At 63.8% G+C, this 22,680-nt stretch carries 27 protein-coding genes; 21 read left to right on the forward strand and 6 right to left on the reverse strand.

Going from position 1 to position 22,680, the window contains the following annotated elements; genetic code table 11:
• Position 1: 1 nt before the first annotated feature.
• Genes gspD through D906_RS18735 form a run of 10 tightly spaced genes read left to right on the forward strand, consistent with a single transcriptional unit; the run spans position 2 to position 8,360 of the window.
• The gene (gene gspD, locus D906_RS18690) at positions 2-1,756 is read left to right on the forward strand and encodes a type II secretion system secretin GspD (RefSeq protein WP_176431023.1); all 1,755 of its coding nucleotides are present in this window, start codon (positions 2-4) and stop codon (positions 1,754-1,756) included.
• A complete protein-coding gene (locus tag D906_RS18695; RefSeq protein WP_027615495.1) occupies positions 1,756-3,204 on the forward strand; it encodes a GspE/PulE family protein in 1,449 nt (482 codons plus the stop codon). The genes gspD and D906_RS18695 overlap by 1 nt, the downstream gene beginning before the upstream one ends.
• Before the next feature lie 3 nt (positions 3,205-3,207).
• The gene (gene gspF / locus D906_RS18700; protein ID WP_016713018.1) at positions 3,208-4,410 is read left to right on the forward strand and encodes a type II secretion system inner membrane protein GspF; all 1,203 of its coding nucleotides are present in this window, start codon (positions 3,208-3,210) and stop codon (positions 4,408-4,410) included.
• Positions 4,411-4,427: 17 nt separating this feature from the next.
• Entirely contained in the window at positions 4,428-4,862 is a 435-nt protein-coding gene (gspG, locus tag D906_RS18705) for a type II secretion system major pseudopilin GspG (RefSeq protein WP_019098381.1), read from the forward strand.
• A gap of 2 nt (positions 4,863-4,864) precedes the next feature.
• A complete protein-coding gene (gspH, locus tag D906_RS18710; RefSeq protein WP_025753753.1) occupies positions 4,865-5,296 on the forward strand; it encodes a type II secretion system minor pseudopilin GspH in 432 nt (143 codons plus the stop codon).
• The gene (locus D906_RS18715) at positions 5,293-5,661 is read left to right on the forward strand and encodes a type II secretion system protein GspI (protein ID WP_019098314.1); all 369 of its coding nucleotides are present in this window, start codon (positions 5,293-5,295) and stop codon (positions 5,659-5,661) included. The genes gspH and D906_RS18715 overlap by 4 nt, the downstream gene beginning before the upstream one ends.
• On the forward strand, positions 5,658-6,248 hold the full coding sequence (locus tag D906_RS18720; RefSeq protein ID WP_025753752.1) for a prepilin-type N-terminal cleavage/methylation domain-containing protein: 591 nt from the start codon (positions 5,658-5,660) through the stop codon (positions 6,246-6,248). The genes D906_RS18715 and D906_RS18720 overlap by 4 nt, the downstream gene beginning before the upstream one ends.
• Positions 6,245-7,321 (forward strand): type II secretion system protein GspL, encoded by a 1,077-nt coding sequence (gene gspL, locus D906_RS18725; RefSeq protein ID WP_027615496.1) that lies wholly within the window; start codon positions 6,245-6,247, stop codon positions 7,319-7,321. The genes D906_RS18720 and gspL overlap by 4 nt, the downstream gene beginning before the upstream one ends.
• Positions 7,318-7,704, forward strand: a complete 387-nt coding sequence (gspM, locus tag D906_RS18730; protein ID WP_027615497.1) for a type II secretion system protein GspM — start codon at positions 7,318-7,320, stop codon at positions 7,702-7,704. The genes gspL and gspM overlap by 4 nt, the downstream gene beginning before the upstream one ends.
• Positions 7,701-8,360: a general secretion pathway protein GspN gene (locus D906_RS18735; protein ID WP_027615498.1), complete on the forward strand. Its 660-nt coding sequence runs from the start codon at positions 7,701-7,703 to the stop codon at positions 8,358-8,360. The genes gspM and D906_RS18735 overlap by 4 nt, the downstream gene beginning before the upstream one ends.
• A 30-nt stretch (positions 8,361-8,390) precedes the next feature.
• Here D906_RS18735 and D906_RS18740 read toward each other — a convergent pair whose 3' ends face one another.
• Entirely contained in the window at positions 8,391-8,945 is a 555-nt protein-coding gene (locus D906_RS18740; protein ID WP_016713010.1) for a murein L,D-transpeptidase family protein, read from the reverse strand.
• Positions 8,946-8,969: 24 nt separating this feature from the next.
• Entirely contained in the window at positions 8,970-9,527 is a 558-nt protein-coding gene (locus D906_RS18745) for an NUDIX hydrolase (RefSeq protein WP_027615499.1), read from the reverse strand.
• 123 nt (positions 9,528-9,650) lie between these two features.
• Between D906_RS18745 and D906_RS18750 the strand changes: the two genes are divergently transcribed.
• From D906_RS18750 to purT, 5 genes are all read left to right on the forward strand, one after another.
• Positions 9,651-10,250 (forward strand): CoA pyrophosphatase, encoded by a 600-nt coding sequence (locus D906_RS18750; protein ID WP_016713008.1) that lies wholly within the window; start codon positions 9,651-9,653, stop codon positions 10,248-10,250.
• 44 nt (positions 10,251-10,294) lie between these two features.
• Entirely contained in the window at positions 10,295-10,819 is a 525-nt protein-coding gene (locus D906_RS18755; protein ID WP_025753749.1) for a gamma carbonic anhydrase family protein, read from the forward strand.
• On the forward strand, positions 10,809-11,006 hold the full coding sequence (locus D906_RS18760) for a DUF1289 domain-containing protein (RefSeq protein WP_027609560.1): 198 nt from the start codon (positions 10,809-10,811) through the stop codon (positions 11,004-11,006). The genes D906_RS18755 and D906_RS18760 overlap by 11 nt, the downstream gene beginning before the upstream one ends.
• A 117-nt stretch (positions 11,007-11,123) precedes the next feature.
• Positions 11,124-11,591: a VUT family protein gene (locus tag D906_RS18765; protein WP_027615500.1), complete on the forward strand. Its 468-nt coding sequence runs from the start codon at positions 11,124-11,126 to the stop codon at positions 11,589-11,591.
• Positions 11,592-11,667: 76 nt separating this feature from the next.
• The gene (gene purT / locus D906_RS18770; protein WP_027615501.1) at positions 11,668-12,849 is read left to right on the forward strand and encodes a formate-dependent phosphoribosylglycinamide formyltransferase; all 1,182 of its coding nucleotides are present in this window, start codon (positions 11,668-11,670) and stop codon (positions 12,847-12,849) included.
• Between the two features lie 32 nt (positions 12,850-12,881).
• On the opposite strand, the gene D906_RS18775 is transcribed toward purT, so the two are convergent.
• The 3 genes from D906_RS18775 to D906_RS18785 all read right to left on the reverse strand — a co-directional run bounded on the left by D906_RS18775 (position 12,882) and on the right by D906_RS18785 (position 16,483).
• Positions 12,882-14,183: an MFS transporter gene (locus D906_RS18775; protein ID WP_016713003.1), complete on the reverse strand. Its 1,302-nt coding sequence runs from the start codon at positions 14,181-14,183 to the stop codon at positions 12,882-12,884.
• 275 nt (positions 14,184-14,458) lie between these two features.
• On the reverse strand, positions 14,459-15,664 hold the full coding sequence (locus D906_RS18780; protein WP_019098709.1) for a transporter associated domain-containing protein: 1,206 nt from the start codon (positions 15,662-15,664) through the stop codon (positions 14,459-14,461).
• 9 nt (positions 15,665-15,673) lie between these two features.
• Positions 15,674-16,483, reverse strand: coding sequence for an inner membrane protein YpjD (locus D906_RS18785; RefSeq protein ID WP_016713001.1), 810 nt, complete (start codon positions 16,481-16,483; stop codon positions 15,674-15,676).
• Between the two features lie 256 nt (positions 16,484-16,739).
• Here D906_RS18785 and ffh point away from each other — a divergent pair, with 256 nt between their 5' ends.
• From ffh to D906_RS18815, 6 genes are all read left to right on the forward strand, one after another.
• Positions 16,740-18,116 carry a signal recognition particle protein gene (gene ffh, locus D906_RS18790; protein WP_012270758.1) on the forward strand — a complete coding sequence of 459 codons (1,377 nt, stop codon included), beginning with the start codon at positions 16,740-16,742 and terminating at the stop codon, positions 18,114-18,116.
• Positions 18,117-18,364: 248 nt separating this feature from the next.
• Positions 18,365-18,616, forward strand: a complete 252-nt coding sequence (gene rpsP / locus D906_RS18795) for a 30S ribosomal protein S16 (RefSeq protein WP_008094480.1) — start codon at positions 18,365-18,367, stop codon at positions 18,614-18,616.
• 5 nt (positions 18,617-18,621) lie between these two features.
• The gene (gene rimM / locus D906_RS18800) at positions 18,622-19,158 is read left to right on the forward strand and encodes a ribosome maturation factor RimM (protein WP_016712999.1); all 537 of its coding nucleotides are present in this window, start codon (positions 18,622-18,624) and stop codon (positions 19,156-19,158) included.
• Between the two features lie 3 nt (positions 19,159-19,161).
• Positions 19,162-19,914 (forward strand): tRNA (guanosine(37)-N1)-methyltransferase TrmD, encoded by a 753-nt coding sequence (gene trmD, locus D906_RS18805; RefSeq protein ID WP_003252146.1) that lies wholly within the window; start codon positions 19,162-19,164, stop codon positions 19,912-19,914.
• A gap of 42 nt (positions 19,915-19,956) precedes the next feature.
• On the forward strand, positions 19,957-20,307 hold the full coding sequence (rplS, locus tag D906_RS18810; RefSeq protein WP_003252148.1) for a 50S ribosomal protein L19: 351 nt from the start codon (positions 19,957-19,959) through the stop codon (positions 20,305-20,307).
• A 95-nt stretch (positions 20,308-20,402) separates the two neighbouring features.
• Complete coding sequence (locus D906_RS18815) at positions 20,403-20,810, forward strand: acyl-CoA thioesterase (protein ID WP_010952562.1); 408 nt, start codon at positions 20,403-20,405, stop codon at positions 20,808-20,810.
• A 3-nt stretch (positions 20,811-20,813) separates the two neighbouring features.
• Here the strand turns inward: D906_RS18815 and D906_RS18820 are convergent, their stop codons facing one another.
• Entirely contained in the window at positions 20,814-22,619 is a 1,806-nt protein-coding gene (locus D906_RS18820) for a sodium:proton antiporter (RefSeq protein WP_027615502.1), read from the reverse strand.
• Positions 22,620-22,680: the final 61 nt, after the last annotated feature.

Here is a 22,680-nt window from a genome sequence, read left to right on the forward strand (position 1 = left end):
GATGCCTGTTAGATACTGCGTGGCTGCTGCGCTGAGCCTGGTGCTGTCCTTGGCCTGCGCCGAAGAGCCGGTGTTCGATGACAACGGGACGCCCATGTACGAGGTGAACTTCGTCGACACCGAACTGGGCGAGTTCATCGACAGCGTGTCGCGTATCACCGGCACGACGTTCATCGTCGACCCCCGGGTAAAGGGTAAGGTCACTGTGCGCACCGTCGACCTGCACGACGCCGATGCCATCTACGACATCTTCCTCGCGCAGTTGCGCGCCCAAGGCTATGCCACTGTCGACCTGCCCAACGGCAGCGTGAAGATCGTCCCCGACCAGGCCGCGCGCCTGGAACCGGTGCCGGTGGAGGCGGGCGGGCAGCAGGGTGAAGGCAGCGACAGCGTGGCCACCCGTGTATTCAATGTGCGCAACGCCGCCAACGAACAGGTGCTGGGTATCCTCAAACCCCTGATCGACCCGCGCGTTGGGGTGATCACCCCGTACCCGGCAGCGCATCAGTTGGTGGTCACCGACTGGCGCAGTAACCTCGACCGCATCGCCAGCCTGCTGCGCCAGCTCGACCGCCCGCAAGAGGCGCCTGGCAATGGCAGCACCCAGGTGATCTACCTGCGCCATGCCAATGCCGGAGAAGTGGTCAAGGTGTTACGGGGGCTCAGCCAGGAAGGTGTGGTGCCGGCCGAAGGGGCGGGTGAAGGTGAGGGTAAGGACAGGCCCGCGGTGGCTACCAGTGGTGGCCCGGGCATTCGCCTTGAATACGAAGAAGGCACCAATGCTGTGGTCATGGTCGGCCCAGACAGCGAGCTGGCCGCCTACCGCGCCATCGTCGAGCAGCTGGACATTCGCCGTGCCCAGGTGGTGGTGGAAGCGATCATTGCCGAGGTGTCCGATAGCAGCGCCCAGGAGCTGGGCGTGCAATGGCTGTTTGCCGACGAAAAGTTCGGTGCCGGCATCGTCAACTTCGGCAGCAACGGGGTGAACATCGCCAACATCGCCGGGGCGGCTGCCAGTGGCGACAACGAGGCGCTTGGCGACCTGCTGTCCGCCACTACCGGCGCCACGGCGGGCATCGGCCATTTCGGCGGCGGGTTCAACTTCGCCATGTTGGTCAATGCGCTGAAGGGCAAGAGTGGTTTTAACCTGCTGTCCACACCTACTTTGCTGACCCTGGACAACGCCGAGGCCTCCATCCTGGTCGGCCAGGAGGTGCCCTTTGTCACCGGTTCGGTCACACAGAACAACGCCAACCCGTACCAGACCATCGAACGTAAAGAGGTCGGGGTGAAGCTGCGCATCAAGCCGCAGATCAACGTCGACAACAGCGTGCGCCTGGACATTGTCCAGGAGGTGTCATCGATCGCCGAATCCAGCGCGGCCAGCGATGTGATCACCAACAAGCGCGAGATCAAGACCAAGGTCATGGTCGAGGACAACGGCCTGGTGATCCTCGGCGGCCTGATCAGCGACGAACTGAGCACCAGCAACCAGCGCGTGCCGCTGCTCGGTGACATCCCTTACCTGGGCCGGCTGTTCCGTTCCGACGCCACCAAAAACACCAAGCAGAACCTGATGGTGTTCATCCGCCCGCGCATCTTGCGGGACGGGCCAAGCCTGGCCGGGCTTAGCGAAGACAAGTACCGCACCTTGCAGCAGACCACGCCGCTGCAACTGCCGGACCTGACCGAGGGCACCCCTTTGTTGCAGGTATTCCCCGCCAGCCGCGCGCGCCTGGAAGGCGGTGACTGGTGATGCTGCCTTATCGCCAGGCACGGCAAAGCGGGGTGGCCATGGTCCCGGCGGCCGAGGGCTGGCAGCTGTGGCTACGGCGCGATGCCGACAGCGCCCAGTTGCAGGAGCTGCTGCGTGTACATGGCCAGCCCAGTGCGCTGGAATATCTGGAACCGGCCGTGTTCGACGAGCGCCTGGGCCAGTTGTATGAGGTGGGTGATGCCGCCACTGAAGCGCTGATCGAAGGCATTGGTGACCAGGTCGACCTGGACAGCCTGATGAGCGAGATGCCGCGTATCGAAGACCTGCTGGAAAGCGATGACGAAGCCCCGGTCATCCGTCTTATCAATGGCCTGTTTGGCCAGGCGCTGCGCCTGCGCGCCTCGGACATCCATATCGAAACCTTCGAGCAGAGCCTGGTGGTGCGCCTGCGGATCGATGGGCACCTGCGTGAAGTGTTGCGCCCACCGCGAGCGCTGTCGGCCATGCTGGTGTCGCGGATCAAGGTCATGGCGCGCCTGGACATCGCCGAAAAGCGCCAGCCCCAGGACGGCCGTATCACCTTGCGTGCAGCAGGCCGTGAAGTGGATGTACGGGTTTCGACCTTGCCCGGCATTCATGGCGAGCGGGTGGTCATGCGCGTGCTCGACAAGCAGGCCAGCCTGCTGGCGCTGGATAACCTGGGCATGCCGCCCGCCGTGTTACAGGGCCTGCGCAGTTGCCTGGCGCGTCCCAATGGCATCGTGCTGTCCACTGGCCCGACCGGCTCGGGCAAGACCACCACCCTGTACGCCAGCCTCAATAGCCTCAACGACGGCAGCCGCAATATCCTCACGGTCGAAGACCCCGTCGAATACGCCATTGCCGGCATTGGCCAGACAGCCATAAACCCACGTGCCGGGCTGACGTTTGCCAGTGGCCTGCGCGCCATCCTGCGCCAGGACCCGGACGTGATCATGCTCGGTGAAATCCGCGACCAGGAAACCGCGCAGATCGCGGTACAGGCCAGCCTCACCGGCCATCTGGTGCTGTCCACCCTGCACACCAACAGCGCCGTGGGGGCAGTAACCCGTCTGCGCGACATGGGCATCGAGCCGTTCCTGATCGCCTCGTGCCTGCGTGGTGTGCTGGCCCAGCGCCTGGTACGGCGCTTGTGCCGTTGCGCCGTGTCGTACCCGCTGCAACCTGCCGAGCGTGAGCTGTGGCCAGAACTGGCGGCACTGGGCAGCAGCTACCACGCGGTGGGCTGCGAACAGTGCCAGGGCAGCGGTTATGTCGGGCGCCTGGGCCTGTACGAATTCATCGAGCTGGATGCCGGGTTGATTGGTCTGCTCTACGACGGCGCCAGTGAACTGGCCATGCAGGATTACCTGGCCGAGCGTCGCCAGAGCCTGGTGGCGATGGCCAGTGATTGCCTTGCCCGTGGCGAGACCAGCCTGGCCGAAGTGCTGCGTGTGGTGCAGGGTTAAGGCATGCCGACGTATCGCTACCAGGCCGTCGACCTCGCCGGCAAAGCGCACAAAGCCAGCCTGCAAGCCGACAGCGAGCGCCATGCACGCCAGTTGTTGCGCGAGCAGGGCCTGTTCGCCCGACAGTTGCAGCGCCAGGAAGCCGGAGCCCGGCAAGCCAGGCGCCAGCGTTTAAGCCGCGCCCAGCTCTGTGAACTGACCCGCCAGCTGGCGACCCTTATCGGGGCTGGCATCCCCTTGGTCGATGCGCTGGGTACCCTTGAACGCCAACTGCGCCAGCCCGCCCTGCACAGTGTGCTGGTGGCCCTGCGTGGATCGCTCGCCGAAGGCCTGGGCCTGGCCCGCAGCCTGGCGCGCCAGGGGGCGCCGTTCACGGGTTTGTATTGCGCACTGGTCGAGGCCGGCGAGCGTTCCGGGCGCCTGGCACAGGTGCTTACACGTTTGGCCGACCACCTGGAGCAGGTACAGCGCCAGCAGCACAAAGCCCGTACTGCGCTGATCTACCCCACCGTATTGATGGGTGTGTCACTTGCCGTGGTCGTCGGCCTGATGACCTTCGTCGTGCCCAAACTCACCGAACAATTCGCCCACGCGGGGCAAAGCCTGCCGCTGATCACCTCGCTGCTGATCGGCCTGAGCCAGGGGCTGGTACACGCCGGGCCGTGGTTGTTGGGGGTAGCGTTGATGCTTGGCGTGCTCGGCGGCTGGTTGCTGCGCAAGCCGCATTGGTGCTTGCGCCGCGACCAGTTGCTGCTGCGCCTGCCGCGCATCGGCAGCCTGCTGCAGGTGCTGGAAAGCGCCCGCCTGGCGCGCAGTCTGGCGATTCTCAGTGGCAGTGGCGTGGCCCTGCTCGAAGCCTTGCAAGTAGCCACCGAAACCGTCGGCAACCGGCGCATCCGGCTGGCCATGGAGCAGGTGCGCCAGCAAGTGCAGGGCGGCACCAGCCTGCACCGAGCGCTGGATGCCAGCCAGCAATTCCCGCCGCTACTGGTGAACATGGTCGGCAGCGGCGAGGCCAGCGGCACCCTGGCCGACATGCTCGAACGCGTGGCCGACGACCAGGAGCGCGGCTTTGCCCGCCAGGTGGATACCGCCATGGCGCTGTTCGAACCCCTGATGATCCTGGTGATGGGCGCAGTGGTGCTGTTCATCGTGCTGGCGGTGCTGCTGCCGATCATGCAACTCAACCAGGGCCTGCAACTGTGACGACAAGGAGTTTTGCCATGCTGCATCGACGCAACCGCCAGCGCGGTTTCACCCTCATGGAAATCATGGTGGTGATCTTCATCATCGGCCTGCTCATCGCCGTGGTCGCGCCCAGCGTGCTGGGCAACCAGGACAAGGCCATGAAACAGAAAGTGATGGCCGACCTGGCCACCCTGGAGCAGGCGCTGGACATGTACCGGTTGGATAACCTGCGTTTCCCCAGCAGCGAGCAGGGCCTGGCCGCACTGGTGAAAAAGCCGAGCCAGGAACCACTGCCACGGGCCTGGCGCAACGACGGTTATGTGCGCCGCCTGCCGGAAGACCCGTGGGGCACTCCGTACCAGTACCGCATGCCCGGTGAACATGGTCGGGTGGATGTTTACTCGCTGGGCGCGGACGGCCTGCCCGGGGGGGAAGGCCAGGATGCCGACCTGGGTAACTGGGAACTGTAAAGGTGCGCCGTCAGCGGGGCTTCAGCCTGATCGAATTGCTGGTGGTGCTGGCCATCGCCGGCCTGATGACGGGCCTGGCGGTGGCGGGGCTTGGCAGCGGTCAAGCCAATGTCGACCAGGCGTTGCAGCGCCTGGCGGCCGAAACCCGAGCGCAGGCCGCGTTGGCCCGACATACCGGGCAACTGCGCGGGCTGCGCTGGAATGGCCCGCGTCCGGAGTTTGTGCGGCGCGAGGGCAATGCCTGGGTCGTCGAAGCCGTTGCGGTGGGCGACTGGCCCAAAGGCCTGCACCCGGACTGGCCCGTCAGCCCGCAGCCGCGCCTGGTGTTCACGCCGCATGGCTGGGCACAGCCGGGCAGCGTGATCTGGCGCTGGGCCGATGGCAGCCAGCAATGGGCCTGGGGCCGCGATGGTCGCTTGCAGGTGGCGCCATGAAGCAACGTCAGCGTGGCTTCACCTTGCTGGAGGTGACCGTAGCCTTGGCGATCGCTGCTGTGCTGGCGGTGATCACCAGCCAGGTCCTGCGTCAGCGCCTGGCCGTGCAGGACAACCTGCAGCAGCATCGCCTTGGCCTGCTGTGCGCGCGTGAGCTGCAAACCCGCTTCGCTGTCGAGCAGTTCTGGCCTGCCGCCAATCAGGCTAACGGCGAGCTGAACCAGGGCGGCCAGCCGTGCCATTGGCAATTGCAACTGCGCCGCACCGGCGTGCGCGACTTGCGCCGGGGCGAGCTGCAACTGTTCGCCGACCGTGACCAGCGCCTGCCGCTGGGCCAGTACACCGTGTTTCTGGAGCGCCCATGAAGCGCCGCCAGGCTGGCTTGACCCTGATCGAGCTGATGGTCGCCCTGGCCCTGACAGCCTTGCTCGGCATCATGCTCGCCGCTTTGGTCAACGGCTGGCTCAAGGTCCGCGAACGCCTTCAGGTCACCAGCCAACAAACCTCGGTGCTGGACTTTTGCCTGGCCTTGGAGCGTCGCTTCGACAGCCCGGTGCTGCGCCGGGTCTATGACCAGCGCCTGCCCTTGACCAGCCGCTGGCTGGACTGGCAACCGGCAAGCCACCAATTGCAATGGGTCGCCGCCACCGGCCTGCCAGAGGCCGAGGGCGGATCGCGCCTGCAGCGCCAACGCTTGCGCTTTGAGGCCCGCGATCAACGCCTGCTGCTGGAAAGCTCGGCCGACCTGTACGCGGCCGCCGCCCCGCGCTGGATACAACGCGAACACCTCGACCGGGTCAGCGTGATGAATGTCCTTTATTACCAGGGCGGCCGCTGGCTGACCTGGCCTTCTGACCAGCCCGCGCATCCCGGCCGTGGTGTGCGCCTGGAATTGCAGCGTGATGGAGCACCCTATGTCTGCACTTTCGCCCTCCCGTGGGGGCACTCATGAAATTTGAATGGCGGCGACGAACGCCGGCTCAGCCGTGGTTGTTGCTGCGCCCCGGCGTTGTCTGGCACTGGGCACTGACCGAGGGCGGCGTCGTGCAGCGCCAAGGGCAGGGTGAGCCACCGGCGAACCTGCAAGCCCGGGTTGCACTGATTCTGCCTGCCGAGGCGTGCAGCTGCTTCCGCGTACCGGCTCCACCGGGGCTCAAGCGTGAAGAGTGGTCGTTGCTGCTTGAGGACTGCTTGCTGCAACCGCCGGACGAAGTGGCCTGTGCCTGCCTGGCCCGAGAACCCGGGCACCTTCGTCTGCTGGTTGTGGCACGCCAGAAACTGGAGGGCTGGCGCGGGCAGTGTGCCGCATGGGGCCTGCAAGTGGAGCGTTGCTGGGCAGAGCTGCAGTTGCTACCTGCGTTAGAAGCAGGCACTGCCTGGCACTGGCAGCGCCCACCCGGCATGTCCTTGTACAAAGGGTTGGGCGAAGACGAACAGGAACACTGGCTGGCGTGGCCGGATGTACTGGAAGAAATGCCGCAGCAACCTTGGGCACACCTGCAAAAGGTGCCACTGAGTGGCGACTGGCCAAGTGCGCTGGCGCCCCTCACTTCGCTGCCTGGCTTGTTCGAGCGTGGCCGCAAGACACCTTCATTGCCTGCCGTTTCGCGTCCGCAGCAACGGCTGTTGGCTGCTTGCCTGGTACTGGCGACTGTATGGGGCAGCCTGTGGTTGAGCCAGCAATGGCGCCAGGCGCAACTCTGGCGGGCCCAGGTCATTGCCGTGACAGGCGAACAGGCCAGCCCACGGCATGCCGCTCAGGCCCTCAAGCGCCTGCGTGAAAGTGGATTGCAACAGCAAGTGCGCACACGCCAGCTCGAAGACTTGCAGGCAACGTTGCAGGCGTGGCTGCGGGATCACCCCGGCTGGCGCCTGCAAGCCGTGCGCTTCGATGGCCAGCGCTGGCGCGTGCGGTTGGCGGGCGAGGGGGCCGCGCCACCTTGGCAAGACATGGCCAGCGCAGCTGGCGCCGCCGTGCAGGTGCTAAGTGGCGAAGTGATCTTCGACTTGGGAGCAGCCGTATGAGCCGCGACTGGATGCAACGTCATCGGTTGAAGTTCGCCTGGTTGTTGATTGCCGTGTTGCTGGCCTTCCTGGGCCTGCGCGGTGGCTTGGCGCAATGGCGCGAACTCAGTCAGTGGCAAGGGTTGGCTGCACAAGCCGCCAGTTTGCAGGGTGGCCCTGGCTTGAGCATGGAGCGTTTGAAGCAGTCGGCCGAGGCGCGGCGGGTGGCGCTGGCCGAGGTCGATGAACAAGGCAAAACCTGGCACCTGCGCGGGCAGGTGGCCGATGAGCGGGCGCTGCAAGACTGGTTGCAGGCTCTGCGCACCGAAGGCGTACAGCCGCTGCAATGGGGGCTTGAGCAGGATGGCAAGGTGTTGCGCTTCGATCTGGTGGTGCAGCCATGAGCCGTAAAGCTGCGGCGTGGGTACTGCTCGTGTTCGCCGTGACACTGCTGGTGGAACCACCTGCTAGCTGGGTGGCGCGCGGGCTCGGCCTGCCAATGCAGGATGCCCGTGGCAGCCTGTGGCAAGGTCACGCACAACAGTTGGGGCCAGTCGGGCCATTGCGTTGGTCGGTGGAGCCTTGGCGCATGCAGGCCACTGCGCAGCTGGGGTTCCAAGGGCAAGCCTGGCAGCTGCGTGCCGAAGGCTGGCCTTGGCGTTGGCGGCTGGAAGCAGCGGCCATGGGGCCTCAGGCTACGGTGGCGGCTGATTACCGCCTGGCCGGGCAGTGGCAGGGCGCAGTGCACCTGAACGGGGTAGGGCGCCGGTGCCTGGCCAGCGAAGGCCGCGTAACAGTGAGTGATCTGGCACTGAGCCAACCCTGGTCGCTGGGCCTGGGGCAGGGCTGGCTGGAAATGGACTGCCGCAGTGGCTGGCGCCTGCGTGGCCAACTGGCGCAGCAGGGGCAGCATCAGTTGGCGGTGGATGCTGACCTGCCAGGTCGTCGGGCGCAGCTGGTATTCGAGTTGCAACCGGAGGCTGCGTTGACGCCCTTGTTGCGGGGGGCGCAGTGGCTGGGGCCGCAGGCGTTGGCAGGGCAACGCGACTTGCGCTGGTAAACCTGTCGAAGCGGGTACTTGCTTGTAGGGCTAAGGCCGAATCTCGATCAACGTCCCATCCCGCACCAGGTCCCACACTTCCTGCATGTCACGGTTACGCATGGCAATGCAGCCATCGGTCCAGTCCAGGGTATGGAAGTACCATTCCGGGTATTCGTCGTTGATCGGCGTGCCGTGGATCATGATCATGCTGCCGGCACTCACCCCTTCGCGGGTGGCACGGGCGGCGTCGCTGACGTTCGGGTAATTGATGTGCATGGCCAGGTTGAAGCGGTCGCTTTGCTTGCGCCAGTCCAGCCAGTACAGGCCTTCGGGGGTTTTTTTGTCGCCTTCGCGCTCTTTGGCGCCCTTGGGCTGCTTGCCCAGGGAAATGCGGTAGGTTTTCAGCGGCTCGCCACGGCTGATCAGCTGCAGGCGGCGCTCGGACTTGATCACCAGCACCTTGTCGATCAGCGGTTGCATGGCCTGCTGCGAAGGCGAAGGCGTTTGCGCTGCCGGTACGGGCTTGCGGATGATGGTCTCGGTGAAGGCCGCCTGGGACACCGAGGTAACGCAAAGGCAGAAAAGGGCAAGCAACCAACGCATGTAACGGTATCCCTGAAGGCTTTTCTATGTAGAGGTCGTGGTCGAGACGTTCATCGGCGGCAGGTACTCATGGCCAATGGGGTAGTGATACCCGATGCGGTCGCGATAGTAGCATTCTAGTGTGCGCGTGACGGTGCGAAAAGCCAGCTCGCCCCACGGTACCTCATGTTCTTCGAACAAGCGCACCTCCAGGCTTTCGACACCCACATCAAAGGCAAGGTCCGCCAGCTCGGCGCGGAAGAACACGTGCACCTGGTTGATGTGCGGCAAATCGAACAGTTGGTACAGGCTCATCGACCCGACCCGGGCGCAGGCTTCCTCGACAGTTTCGCGACGGGCGGCCTGGTCGAGGGTTTCGCCGTTCTCCATGAAGCCGGCGGGCAAGGTCCAATAGCCCCGGCGGGGCTCGATGGCACGCCGGCACAACAGCACCTGGCTGCCCCAGGTTGGCAACACGCCAGCAACGATGTTGGGGTTCTGGTAGTGGATGGTCTGGCAAGACTCGCAGACATACCGCAGGCGGCTGTCGCCTTCGGGGATCTGCTGTATGACCGGCTGGCCGCACGCGCTGCAGAATTTCATGTGTAGGTCCTTTTGCTTGGGGCTATCTTGGCGCGCCGGCAAGGCCGCCGCAAGCGCAGGGGCTTGGGTGCTTCGCGGCTTTGGTGCATCATGCAAGGCAGGCCTTGGATACGAGTGTGCGCAATGCTGGACGAGCTACTTCGCCGAATGAGCAACCACCAACCCGCATCATTGGAAACCGACCGGCGGTTTCCTGAAGCGGCGGTTCTTTTGCCCATTACCCGCAGCGAAGCGCCCGAACTGGTCCTTACCTTGCGCGCCAAGGGCCTGTCCACACATGGTGGCGAAGTGGCCTTTCCCGGTGGCCGTCGCGACCCGGAAGACCCGGACCTGGTGTTCACCGCGCTCCGTGAAGCCGAAGAAGAAATCGGCCTGCCGCCGGGGCTGGTGGAAGTGATCGGCCCGCTCAGCCCGCTGATTTCGCTGCACGGCCTCAAAGTGACGCCATTCGTCGGGGTTATTCCCGACTTCGTCGAATACCGCGCCAACGACGCCGAAATCGCGGCAGTATTCACCGTGCCGCTGGAATTCTTCCGCCAGGACCCGCGCGACCATACCCACCGTATCGATTACCAGGGGCGCAGCTGGTATGTGCCCAGCTACCGTTATGGCGAATACAAGATCTGGGGGTTGTCGGCGATCATGATCGTGGAACTGGTCAACGTGTTGTTCGATGCCGGCATCAGCCTGCACCACCCCCCTGAGCGTTACATCGAAAACTGAGCGGGGCCAACCCCGCCGTCTGCGTTCCAGCCTGAGGAGCAAGCATGAAATACCGCCTGGGCGACCTGCGGGTCGAGAGCCACCCCACCAGTTGGGCCGCACCCAACGCCACACTGATTGGCAACGTGCGCCTGCAGGCCGATGCCAGCGTATGGTTTGGCGCGGTACTGCGCGGGGATAACGAGCTGATCGACATTGGCGAGGGCAGCAACGTGCAGGATGGCACGGTGATGCACACCGACATGGGCTCGCCGCTGACCTTGGGCAAGGGCGTGACCGTTGGCCACAACGCCATGCTGCATGGCTGCACGGTGGGCGACTACAGCCTGGTCGGTATCAATGCGGTGATTCTCAACGGCGCGCGCATCGGCAAGCACTGCATCATCGGCGCCAATGCATTGATCGCCGAGGGCAAGGAAATCCCTGATGGGTCGCTGGTAATGGGCTCGCCGGGCAAGGTGGTACGTGAATTGACCGAGCAGCAAAAGCGAATGCTCGAAGCCAGCGCCGCGCACTATGTGCATAATGCCCGGCGTTATGCGCAGGAACTGGTGATTGATGATGAGTGATGTTGTAGAGCGGCCGGTAGCCTCGCCGTGCGTGAGCATTTGTGCGCTGGACGAGCAGGATGTCTGCACCGGGTGCCAGCGTACCGTGGCGGAGATTGGCCGCTGGGGGCGGATGGACAATGACGAGCGCCGGGCGGTGTTGAAGCTCTGCCATGAACGGGCAGTAGCCGCCGGCCTCATCCTGTAGGTTGACGCAGAACCTGTGGGCATGCCCGCTCCCACAGGTTATGTGGTGCGGTGCCTGCGGGTTTACCCGCGAAGAAGCCAGCGGTAATCTGTAGGGCTTGCCCACAGACGACTCGCCATGTTCTATCTGATTGCCTACATCAGCAGCGTAGTGCTGATCAACTACGCCTTCTCTAGCGCCCCGCACCTGGACATCATCTGGTCCGCCTGGGGCGGCCTGGTGTTCATCCTGCGTGACATGGTGCAGACCCGCTTCGGCCACGGCGCCCTGGCGGCCATGCTGGTGGCCCTGGTGCTGTCCTACGTCACCTCGGAGCCGGCCATCGCCTTGGCCAGCGCCACCGCGTTCTTCATTTCCGAGCTGATCGACTGGCTGGTGTTCAGCATCACCCGCCGGCCGCTGCGCGACCGCCTGTGGCTGAGCTCGGCACTGAGCATTCCGGTGGATACCTTCATCTTCTTCGGCATGATCGGCGCCCTGACGCCGGTGATAGTCGGCACCGCCATGGCCTCGAAGTTTGCCGGTGTCACCGCCGTGTGGCTGGCCATGGCATTTCGCGCCCGACGGGCCGCCGTTGCGGGCTGATGGTGTAGAATAGCGGTCCTTTTTCAGCGGGCCGTACCAAGCCTGGTGCGACCCCGGATGCCTTCGAGGACCTGAAATGACCCTTATCGGAACCCCTTTGTCGCCCACCGCGACCCGTGTACTGCTGTGCGGCTGTGGCGAGCTGGGCAAGGAAGTGGTGATCGAACTGCAGCGCCTGGGCGTCGAGGTGATCGCCGTCGACCGCTACGCCAATGCCCCGGCCATGCAGGTGGCGCACCGCAGCCACGTGGTCAACATGCTCGATGGCGTGGCCCTGCGGGCCGTGATCGAAGCCGAAAAACCGCACTACATCGTTCCGGAAATCGAAGCCATCGCCACCGCCACCCTGGTCGAGCTGGAGAACGAAGGCTTCAACGTGGTGCCGACTGCCCGTGCCACCCAGCTCACCATGAACCGCGAAGGCATTCGTCGCCTCGCCGCCGAAGAGCTGGAGCTGCCAACGTCGCCCTACCACTTCGCCGACACCTATGAAGACTTCGCCAAGGGCGTGGCCGATGTCGGCTACCCGTGCGTGGTCAAGCCAGTAATGAGCTCGTCGGGCAAGGGCCAGAGCCTGCTGCGCAGCGATGCCGACTTGCAGAAGGCGTGGGACTACGCCCAGGAAGGCGGCCGCGCTGGCAAGGGCCGGGTGATCGTCGAGGGCTTTATCGACTTCGAATACGAAATCACCCTGCTGACCGTGCGCCATGTGGGGGGTACCACCTTCCTGGAGCCGGTTGGTCATCGCCAGGAGAAGGGCGATTATCAGGAATCGTGGCAGCCGCAGGCCATGAGCCCGAAAGCGCTGGCCGAATCGCAACGCGTGGCCAAGGCGGTCACCGATGCCCTGGGCGGTCGTGGCCTGTTTGGTGTTGAGCTGTTCGTGAAGGGCGACCAGGTGTGGTTCAGCGAAGTGTCGCCACGCCCGCATGACACGGGCCTGGTCACCCTGATTTCCCAGGACCTGTCGCAGTTTGCCTTGCATGCCCGCGCCATTCTCGGCTTGCCAATTCCGGTGGTGCGCCAGTTTGGCCCGTCGGCCTCGGCGGTGATCCTGCCGGAAGGGCAGTCGCAGCAGACCAGCTTCGCCAACCTGGGCGCAGCGCTGAGCGAGCCGGATACCGCCATTCGCTTGTTCGGCAAGCCGGAAATCAACGGCACCCGCCGCATGGGCGTGTGCCTGGCGCGTGATGAGTCGGTAGAGCAGGCGCGGGCCAAGGCGACCCGTGCATCGCAAGCGGTCAAGGTCGAGTTCTGATCCGATTGGGGCCGCAACGCGGCCCCATTTGTTTACAGTTCGGTATTGCGCGTCTCTTTCAGGCACAACACGGCAATCAGGCTGATCACCGCCGCCGCCGACACATACCCTCCCACCCAGCTCAACCCACCCATGCTCACCAGCTTCTGGGCAAAGAACGGTGCCGCCGAGGCCCCGACAATCCCGCCCAGGTTATACGCCGCCGAAGCGCCGGTATACCGCACGTGGGTCGGGAACAGTTCAGGCAGCAGTGCCCCCATTGGCGCAAAGGTCACGCCCATCAGGAACAGTTCGATGGCCAGGAACAGCGCTACGCCCGTGGTCGAGCCCGAGGTCAGCAGCGGCTCCATGGTAAAGCCCGACGCTACCGCCAGCAGGCCACCGACGATTAGCACCGGCTTACGCCCGTAACGGTCGCTGAGCCAGGCCGACAGGGGCGTGGCCAAGGCCATGAACACCACCGCGAAGCACAGCAGGCCAAGGAACGTCTCGCGGCTGTAGCCTAGTGTGGTCACGCCATAGCTCAGCGAGAACACTGTAGAGATGTAGAACAGCGCGTAGCACACCACCATGGCCGCAGCGCCCAGCAGGGTTGGCACCCAGTACTTGGAGAACAGGTCGACCACCGGCATTTTCACCCGCTCGTGACGGGCAACGGCCTTGGCGAACACCGGGCTCTCTTCAAGCTTCAGGCGCACATAGAGCCCCACCAGCACCAGCGCAGCGCTGAGCAGGAACGGAATACGCCAGCCCCACTCACGGAACTGCTCGTCGCTGAGCAGCAGGGCCAGGGTCAGGAACAGGCCGTTGGCAGCCAAAAAGCCGATCGACGGCCCAAGTTGCGGGAACATGCCGAACCAGGCGCGCTTGCCTTCCGGGGCGTTCTCGGTGGCCAGCAGCGCCGCGCCACCCCATTCGCCGCCCAGGCCCAGGCCTTGGCCAAAGCGCAGCAGGCAGAGGATGATCGGCGCCCACACGCCGATGCTGTCATAGCCTGGCAGCACGCCAATGGCCGTGGTGGACACACCCATCAGCAGCAGCGACGCGACCAAGGTTGATTTACGGCCGATGCGGTCGCCGAAATGGCCGAACAGCGCCGAGCCCAATGGGCGGGCAAGGAAGGCAATACCAAAGGTGAGGAACGCCGCCAGCATCTGCGCAGTGCCCGACCCCGACGGGAAGAACACCGGGCCGATCACCAGGGCAGCGGCGGTGGCGTAAACGTAAAAGTCGTAGAACTCGATGGCGGTGCCGATAAAGCTGGCTGTGGCCACCCGTGCCGGCGAGTTGACCGGCGCGGCAGGCGCTTCGGCATAGGTGCTGCTGGTTGTCATTAAGTAGGTCCCTAACAGTCTGGTCCGGCTCCATGGGCTTTGCCCGCGACGGTGTGCAATGCAAAAGGGCAGGCACAGATGCGCGGACGCCGGAGCGTTTTGTTGTTGTGTGCGCCCGACTGACGATAGCCCAAGGGGGATAGGGGCGGGGCGGGCTCTGTTCGGGGTGTTGAAGCAGGGCCGCAGGGCGTGTCAGTGGAGCGGACTGGCCGTGTAGCGCCGGGTGCGGGTAGCAGGCGGGACGGCGGGGCTGGGTAAGCGTGACCCGAGTATAGCTATCGGGTCACGGTCCACACCAGTACCTTGCTGGCACAATTGTCCTCCGTTTCGAGGATTTCCAGGCGATAGCGGCCGATCTTCAGGCAAACGGCGCTTTCCGGGATGCTCTCCAGCGCCTCGGTCACCAGCCCGTTGAGGGTTTTCGGCCCGCCGTCGCAAGGCAGGTGCCAGCCCAGGGTGCGGTTGATTTCGCGTAGCGAAGCGGTGCCATCGATGACGAACGTGCCATCGGTCTGCGGGTGTACATGGGGGTTGTCCAGGCTTTGCTCGTCCTCGAACTCACCGACGATCTCTTCGAGGATGTCTTCCAGGGTGACAATGCCAAGCACCTCGCCGTACTCGTCCACCACCACGCCCAGCCGGCGCTGTTGCTTGTGAAAGTTCAGCAGCTGCATTTGCAGCGGCGTGCTTTCCGGCACGAAATAGGGTTCGTAGCAGGCGCTGTGCAGCGCCTCCAGGGTCAGCTCGGCCTTGGGCAGCAGGTGGCTGATCAGCTTGGTGTTGAGGATCGCCTCAACCTGGTTGATGTCGTTGTGGTAAACCGGCAGGCGGGTATGGCGGCTGACGATCAGCTGCTCGATGATGCGCTCGATCGGCTCGTCGAGGTTGATGCCGTCCACTTCATTGCGCGGTACCAGGATGTCGTTGACGGTGATCTTGTCCAGCGATTGCAGGCCGTCGAGCAGCCCGTGGCGGGGTGTTTCGTGTTCTTCGTCTTCGTCGAAGTCATCGACTTCCTGCGGGTGCAGGGCCACTGCGGTTGGTTGCACGCGGAACGGGCGCAGCAGCAGTTTGGCGAAGCCGTCCAGCAGGCAGGCCAGCGGCTGCAGCAGGGCGAGGGGTGCTTTCAGCAGGCTGGCACCAAGGCTGACGAACGCCTGCGGGTTGCGCCGGGCCAGCCGCCGTGGCAGGTACTCGGCAAATACCAGCAAGGTGAAGGTAGCGGCCAACCCCGCCAGCCAGAAGCCGTGCTCGCCGCTATGACGCTGACCCAGCAGGCAGGCCAGGCCTAGCACCAGCAGCTTGCCAAGGCTGGCACACAGCACCAGGGCCTGGGCCGGCAGGGCGTGCATGCCGTCTTCGTGGCTGCGCAGCGAGCCATTGAGCTGCAGGCGGGCGGCATCCACGGCAGTGAACAGTGCTGACCACAACAGGGCCAGTGCGAGGGTGCCGAATAGCGGTGCGTACGGCAGGGTGTCCATGGGCGGCCGTCAGATATGCAGGATGAATTCGCGAACCAGCTTGCTGCCGAAGTAGGCCAGCATCAGCAGGCAGAAACCGGCCAGCGTCCAGCGGATAGCCTTGTGGCCGCGCCAGCCGAGGCGGGTGCGGCCCCACAGCAGTACGCTGAACACCACCCAGGCGACACAGGCCAGCAAGGTCTTGTGCACCAGGTGCTGGGCGAACAGGTTGTCGAGGAACAGCCAGCCGGAGATCAGCGACAGCGACAACAGGCACCAGCCGGCCCAGAGGAAGCCGAACAGCAGGCTTTCCATGGTTTGCAGGGGCGGGAAGTTGCGGATCAGCCCGGACGGGTGCTTGTTCTTCAGCTGGTGGTCCTGCAGTAGCAACAGCAGTGACTGGAATACTGCAATGGTGAACAACCCGTAGGCCAGGATCGACAGGAGGATGTGCGCGAGGATGCCGGGTTCTTCGTTGATCAGCGGCACCGTGCCGGGTGGCGCGAACTGCGCCAGCAGCGCGGTTATCGCACCCAGCGGGAACAGTAGCACCAACAGGTTTTCCACCGGTATGCGCAGGCAGGCCAGCAGGGTCAGGGCAATGACGGCTACGGCGATCAGGCTGGCGGCACTGAAGAAGTCCAGGCTCAGGCCCAGCGGGGTGATCAGCTGGAAGAACAGTGCACCGGCCTGGGCCAGCACCGCGAAGGCACCCAGCAGGCCAAGCAGGCGCTTGTCGGCCTTGCGGCCCTGGGCGAGGTGTGTGCCCTGGTAGATGGCCGCTGCTATATAGAGGCCGGCGGCGATCAGGTTGGGGATGAGGCTGGGTGAGGAGACCATAAGTCCTGGTTGGCGAGCCTTAAAGAGACGGAGTGTGGCATAGATTCCGCTGCTCTAGGAAGACTGGTAGGCCGTGTGGGAGCGGGCTTGCCCGCGAACAGGCCCTGGCAGCCACCGAATATCTCCCAGGCCTCCACCAAGGTGTGCGCCGCCGCCGCACTTCGCTATAATCGCCGCCTTGCTGTGCCCGGCGGGTGTGTATTTCCCCCAGGGCGCCTGACAAACCTCGGCTTTTACTGGGCCTGAAAGGATCACCATGTTCGAAAACCTGACCGACCGCCTGTCACAGACGCTGCGCCATGTCACCGGCAAGGCCAAGCTGACCGAAGACAACATCAAGGACACGCTGCGCGAAGTGCGCATGGCCCTGCTCGAGGCCGACGTTGCCCTGCCGGTGGTCAAGGATTTCGTCAACAGCGTCAAGGAACGTGCGGTCGGCACCGAAGTGTCGCGCAGCCTCACCCCGGGCCAGGCGTTCGTGAAAATCGTCCAGGCCGAGCTGGAAAGCCTGATGGGCGCGGCCAACGAAGACCTCGCGCTGAACGCCGCCCCGCCAGCCGTCGTGCTGATGGCCGGCCTGCAGGGCGCCGGTAAGACCACCACTGCCGGCAAGCTGGCGCGGTTCCTTAAAGAGCGCAAGAAAAAGAGCGTGATGGTGGTGTCCGCCGACGTCTATCGCCCGGCGGCGATCAAGCAGCTGGAAACCCTGGCTAACGACATTGGTGTCACCTTCTTCCCGTCCGACATCAGCCAGAAGCCGGTGGCCATTGCCGAAGCGGCCATCCGCGAAGCCAAGCTGAAGTTCATCGACGTGGTCATCGTCGACACCGCCGGCCGTCTGCACATCGACGCCGACATGATGGACGAGATCAAGGCGCTGCACGCTGCGGTCAAGCCGATCGAGACCCTGTTCGTGGTCGACGCCATGACCGGCCAGGACGCCGCCAACACCGCCAAGGCGTTTGGCGAGGCGCTGCCACTGACCGGCGTGGTGCTGACCAAGGTCGACGGTGATGCCCGTGGCGGTGCTGCGCTGTCGGTGCGTGCCATCACCGGCAAGCCGATCAAGTTCATCGGTATGGGCGAGAAGACCGAGGCCCTTGAGCCGTTCCACCCCGACCGTGTTGCTTCGCGCATCCTCGGCATGGGCGACGTGCTCAGCCTGATCGAGCAGGCCGAGCAGACCATCGACAAGGCCAAGGCCGACAAGCTGGCCAAGAAGCTGAAGAAAGGCAAGGGCTTCGACCTCGAAGACTTCCGTGACCAGCTGCAGCAAATGAAGAACATGGGCGGCCTGGGCGGCCTGATGGACAAGCTGCCGAGCATCGGTGGGGTCAACCTGTCGCAGATGGGCAACGCACAAGGCGCGGCCGAGAAGCAGTTCAAGCAGATGGAAGCGATCATCAACTCCATGACCCCGGCCGAGCGCCGCGACCCTGACCTGATCAGTGGTTCGCGCAAGCGCCGTATCGCCTTGGGTTCCGGCACTCAGGTGCAGGACATCGGCCGGCTGATCAAGCAGCACAAGCAGATGCAGAAGATGATGAAGAAATTCTCTGCCAAAGGCGGCATGGCCAAGATGATGCGCGGCCTGGGCGGCATGCTGCCTGGCGGCGGTATGCCGAAGCTGTAAACCTCTATTCCGGGCGCCTGCCTTTTGTCGGACAGGCGCCCAGAACCCCCGCCTTGGCGGGGCAACGGCCGCGGATTTCGCGGCGCAACCGGCAAATCTGGACGGTGGGGCAGGGCCTTGCCGAAAAAGTCATTTGCAAATGTCCGTGTATTCCCCGAGAATATGCGGCCTTTTGGGCACCCGTGTGCCTATTTGGCATTCAGATTTGCAGTACAAACTGCAACACCGACTATAGGAACGATGTTCACATGGTAACCATTCGTCTGGCCCGTGGCGGCTCGAAAAAGCGCCCATTCTACCACCTGACCGTGACCAACTCGCGTAACGCCCGTGACGGCCGTTTCGTTGAGCGCGTTGGCTTCTTCAACCCGATCGCATCGGGCGCCGAAGTCAAGCTGTCGGTCAACCAAGAGCGCGTCACCTACTGGCTGAGCCAGGGCGCACAGCCGTCTGAGCGCGTTGCTCAGCTGCTGAAGGACGCTGCCAAGGCCGCTGCCTGAACAGTATGAACGCGACGCCAGAAAAGGCTGATGACCTCATCGTCGTCGGCAAGATTTTTTCGGTTCACGGCGTTCGCGGCGAGGTGAAGGTGTATTCCTTTACCGATCCGATTGAAAACCTGTTGGATTATCCACGCTGGACGCTTCGGCACGAAGGCAAGGTAAAGCAGGTCGAGCTGGTCAGCGGTCGTGGCTCCCAAAAGGGCCTGGTCGTGAAGCTTAAAGGCCTCGAGGATCGTGATGAAGCCCGTCTTCTGAGCGGTTATGAAATCTGCATTTCGCGGAGCCTTTTGCCCAACCTGGCTGCCGACGAGTACTACTGGTACCAGTTGGAAGGCCTGAAGGTCATCAACCAGGACGAACAACTGTTCGGCAAGGTCGATCACCTGTTGGAGACCGGTGCGAACGATGTAATGGTGGTCAAGCCCTGCGCAGGCAGCCTGGATGATCGCGAGCGTCTGTTGCCCTATACGGCGCAATGCGTGCTCAACATCGACCTGGAAGCAGGCGTGATGCGGGTTGAATGGGACGCGGACTTCTAAACGATGGGTAACCTTCGCGTAGACGTCATCACGTTGTTCCCCGAGATGTTCTCGGCCATCACGGAGTACGGCATTACCAGCCGCGCGGTGAAACAGGGGTTGCTTCAGGTGACTTGCTGGAACCCGCGGGACTACACCACAGATCGTCACCACACGGTAGATGATCGGCCGTTTGGCGGTGGTCCGGGCATGGTGATGAAAATCAAGCCTCTGGAAGACGCCCTGGTTAGCGCCAGGCAAGCGACCGGAGCAGCGGCGAAGGTGATCTACCTGTCGCCACAAGGCCGCAAGCTGACTCAGCAGGCGGTCAAAGGCCTGGCCGAACAGGAATCGTTGATCCTGATCGCCGGTCGTTATGAAGGCATCGACGAGCGCTTTATCGAGGCTCATGTCGATGAGGAGTGGTCGATTGGCGACTATGTGCTTTCCGGTGGCGAGCTGCCGGCCATGGTACTGATCGATGCGGTTACACGGCTGCTGCCCGGAGCTTTAGGGCATGTGGACTCGGCGGAAGAAGATTCCTTCACCGACGGTCTGCTGGATTGCCCGCACTACACCCGACCTGAGGTGTATGCGGATCAGCGTGTTCCCGACGTGTTGCTAAGTGGCAACCATGCACATATCCGGCGTTGGAGGATGAAGCAGTCCCTTGGTAGGACCTTCGAACGACGCGCCGATCTTCTGGAAAGTCGCTCGCTTTCTGGAGAAGAGAAGAAGCTGCTCGAGGAATACCTCCGCGAGCGGGACGATAGTTAAACGTATCGATGGTGGATCGCGTATCCATCTTAGGAGCACAGCATGACCAACAAGATCATCCAGCAGCTCGAAGCCGAGCAGATGAGCAAGGAAATCCCGACCTTCGCACCAGGCGACACCGTTGTCGTTCAGGTTAAAGTGAAGGAAGGTGAGCGTTCCCGTCTGCAGGCGTTCGAAGGCGTTGTTATCGCCAAGCGTAACCGCGGTCTGAACAGCGCCTTCACCGTGCGCAAGATCTCCAGCGGCGTTGGCGTAGAGCGTACCTTCCAGACCTACAGCCCGCAAATCGACAGCCTGGCCGTGAAACGTCGTGGTGACGTGCGTAAAGCCAAGCTGTACTACCTGCGCGACCTGTCCGGCAAAGCCGCTCGCATCAAGGAAAAACTGTCCTGAGTACAGTTTGCCCGGTGGCCGAGGCCGCCTAGCGAGAAAAAAGCAGCCTTCGGGCTGCTTTTTTGCGTTTTGAACCTTTCAAAGATGTGAATGCCATGACTACCCGAGACCAGGAAATCCAGCGCCGTACCGAGCTGTCGGTGACTCGCGTGACCAAGGCGGTGTTCCCAAACACCACCAACCACCACAACACCCTGTTCGGCGGCACCGCCCTGGCCTGGATGGACGAAGTGTCGTTCATCGCCGCCACGCGCTTCTGCCGCCTGCCGCTGGTGACCGTGTCCACCGATCGCATCGACTTCAAGCACCCGATTCCGGCGGGCTCGATCGTCGAACTGGTAGGCACGGTAATCAAGGTCGGCAATACCAGCTTGCAGGTGCAGGTGGACGTGTTTGTCGAGAACATGTACCTGGACGGCCGCGAACGGGCCATTCACGGTGTGTTCAGCTTTGTCGCCATTGACGAGGACAAGCGCCCGGTGCCGGTGCTCCCGGGCGCCTGAGTGTCAGGGCTCCGGGGCTGGCTCGATCAACGCCACCAGGGTCCATCCCGGTTGCGGCTGTAGCGGGTTGTCGGGGCTGGCTACATGTACCCAGCCATGCCCGTCTCGGGCGAACAGCAAGTGCGCACGCTCGCCATGCAGTGCCTGGTAGGCATCCCAGCCAAAGCCTTCGGTCAGGTTGGTGCTGTACAGTTCGGCGCCCTGATGCAGCCGGTTGGCCAGTTGCAGATAGGTCATTGGGCTGGCTCCCAGTAGATGCCCCCGATGCTCTTCGGCAGCTCGGTGCTTGTCGCTGCGTTGCTTCTCCAGGCCACTGGCCAGCACGAACAGCCGGCCGTTACCGAAGTCATGGCGGAACCTTGCGCAGGCCAGGGCGTTGATTTCGCCAGCGGGAGACAGCCCCAGCAAGTGCCCGAGGCCGACCAGGTCCAGGTGCGCGTCGGCATGTTGCGAGGCGGGGTTGCCAAAGTAGGTCGGTAGCCCGTCCATGCGCGCGGCGCGAATGTTTTCCCAGCTGGAGTCTGTGAGCAAAACCCGACAGCCCAATTGCTGCAGGGCTTTGGCGATGGCCCGGGCCGGCTCGTTGGCACCGACCACCAGAAAACCACTGGGCGCCGGTTCGGCGACCTTGAGCAGACGTGCCAGCGGCCTGGCCGTGGCGCTTTGCAGTACCACCGTGCCGATGATCACGGCGAAGGTCAGCGGCACCAGCAGCAAGGCGTCCGGGTGTCCGGCCTGATGCAGGCGGATGGCGAAAATCGCTGAAACGGCGGCGGCAACGATGCCGCGTGGCGCAATCCAGGCCAGCAGTGCCCGTTCCCGCCAACTGAGCGGTGAGCCCAGTGTTGCCAGCCACACGTTCAGTGGGCGTGCCAGCAGCTGGATCACCAGCAACAACGCCAGTACCGCCGGGCCGAGGCCCAGCAGGGCATGCAGGTCAAGGCGCGCAGCCAGCAGGATGAACAGGCCGGAAATCAGCAGTACGCTGAGGTTCTCCTTGAAGTGCAGGATCTGCCGCACATCCACCCCGCGCATGTTGGCCAGCCACATGCCCATCACGGTCACTGCCAGTAGCCCGGACTCATGCACGATCTGGTTGGCTGCGATGAAAATACCCAGCACCGCCGCCAGTGATGCGAGGTTGTGCAGGTATTCCGGCAGCCATTGTTCGCGCATGATCTGCCCCAGCAGCCAACCCCCGGCCGCACCCAGGGCGCTACCGCAGAAAATGACCCCCGCGAAGGTAGTGAGGCTCTGGAACAGGCCATTGCCGTCTGCACTGGCGATGATGAAGCTGTACACCACCACGGCCAGCAGCGCACCGATCGGGTCGATCATGATCCCTTCCCAGCGCAGGATGTTGGCGATGGTCGACTTTGGCCGCACCACGCGCAGCATCGGCACGATCACAGTGGGGCCAGTCACAAGGGTCAAGGTGCCGAACAGAATCGCCAGCGGCCAGTCGAACCCCAGCAGCCAGTGGGTCGCCAGGGCGATGACCAGCCAGGTGACCAGCGCGCCCACGGTGACCAGGCGATGCACCACGCTGCCGATTTCGCGCCACTGCGACAGGTGCAGGGTGAGGCTACCTTCGAACAGGATCAGCGCCACTGCCAGCGACACCAGCGGCATCAGTAGCGGGCCGAACAACGCCTCGGGCTCGAGCCAGCCCAGTGCCGGACCGGCAATGATCCCGGTCAGCAGCAGAAACAGAATCGCCGGTAGCTTCAGGCGCCAGGCCAGCCACTGGCAGGCCAGTGCAGCGGCGCCGATGCCGCCGACGCTAAGTAGTATCTGCTCTTCGCTCATGTGGGCTCCCTATGCCTGCGCTGTTATGAAAGACTAAGCATCAATCCGCCGTTTGCCACCG

This window comes from Pseudomonas sp. LAIL14HWK12:I1 (assembly GCF_003202095.1).
Taxonomy (GTDB): Bacteria; Pseudomonadota; Gammaproteobacteria; order Pseudomonadales; family Pseudomonadaceae; genus Aquipseudomonas; species Aquipseudomonas monteilii.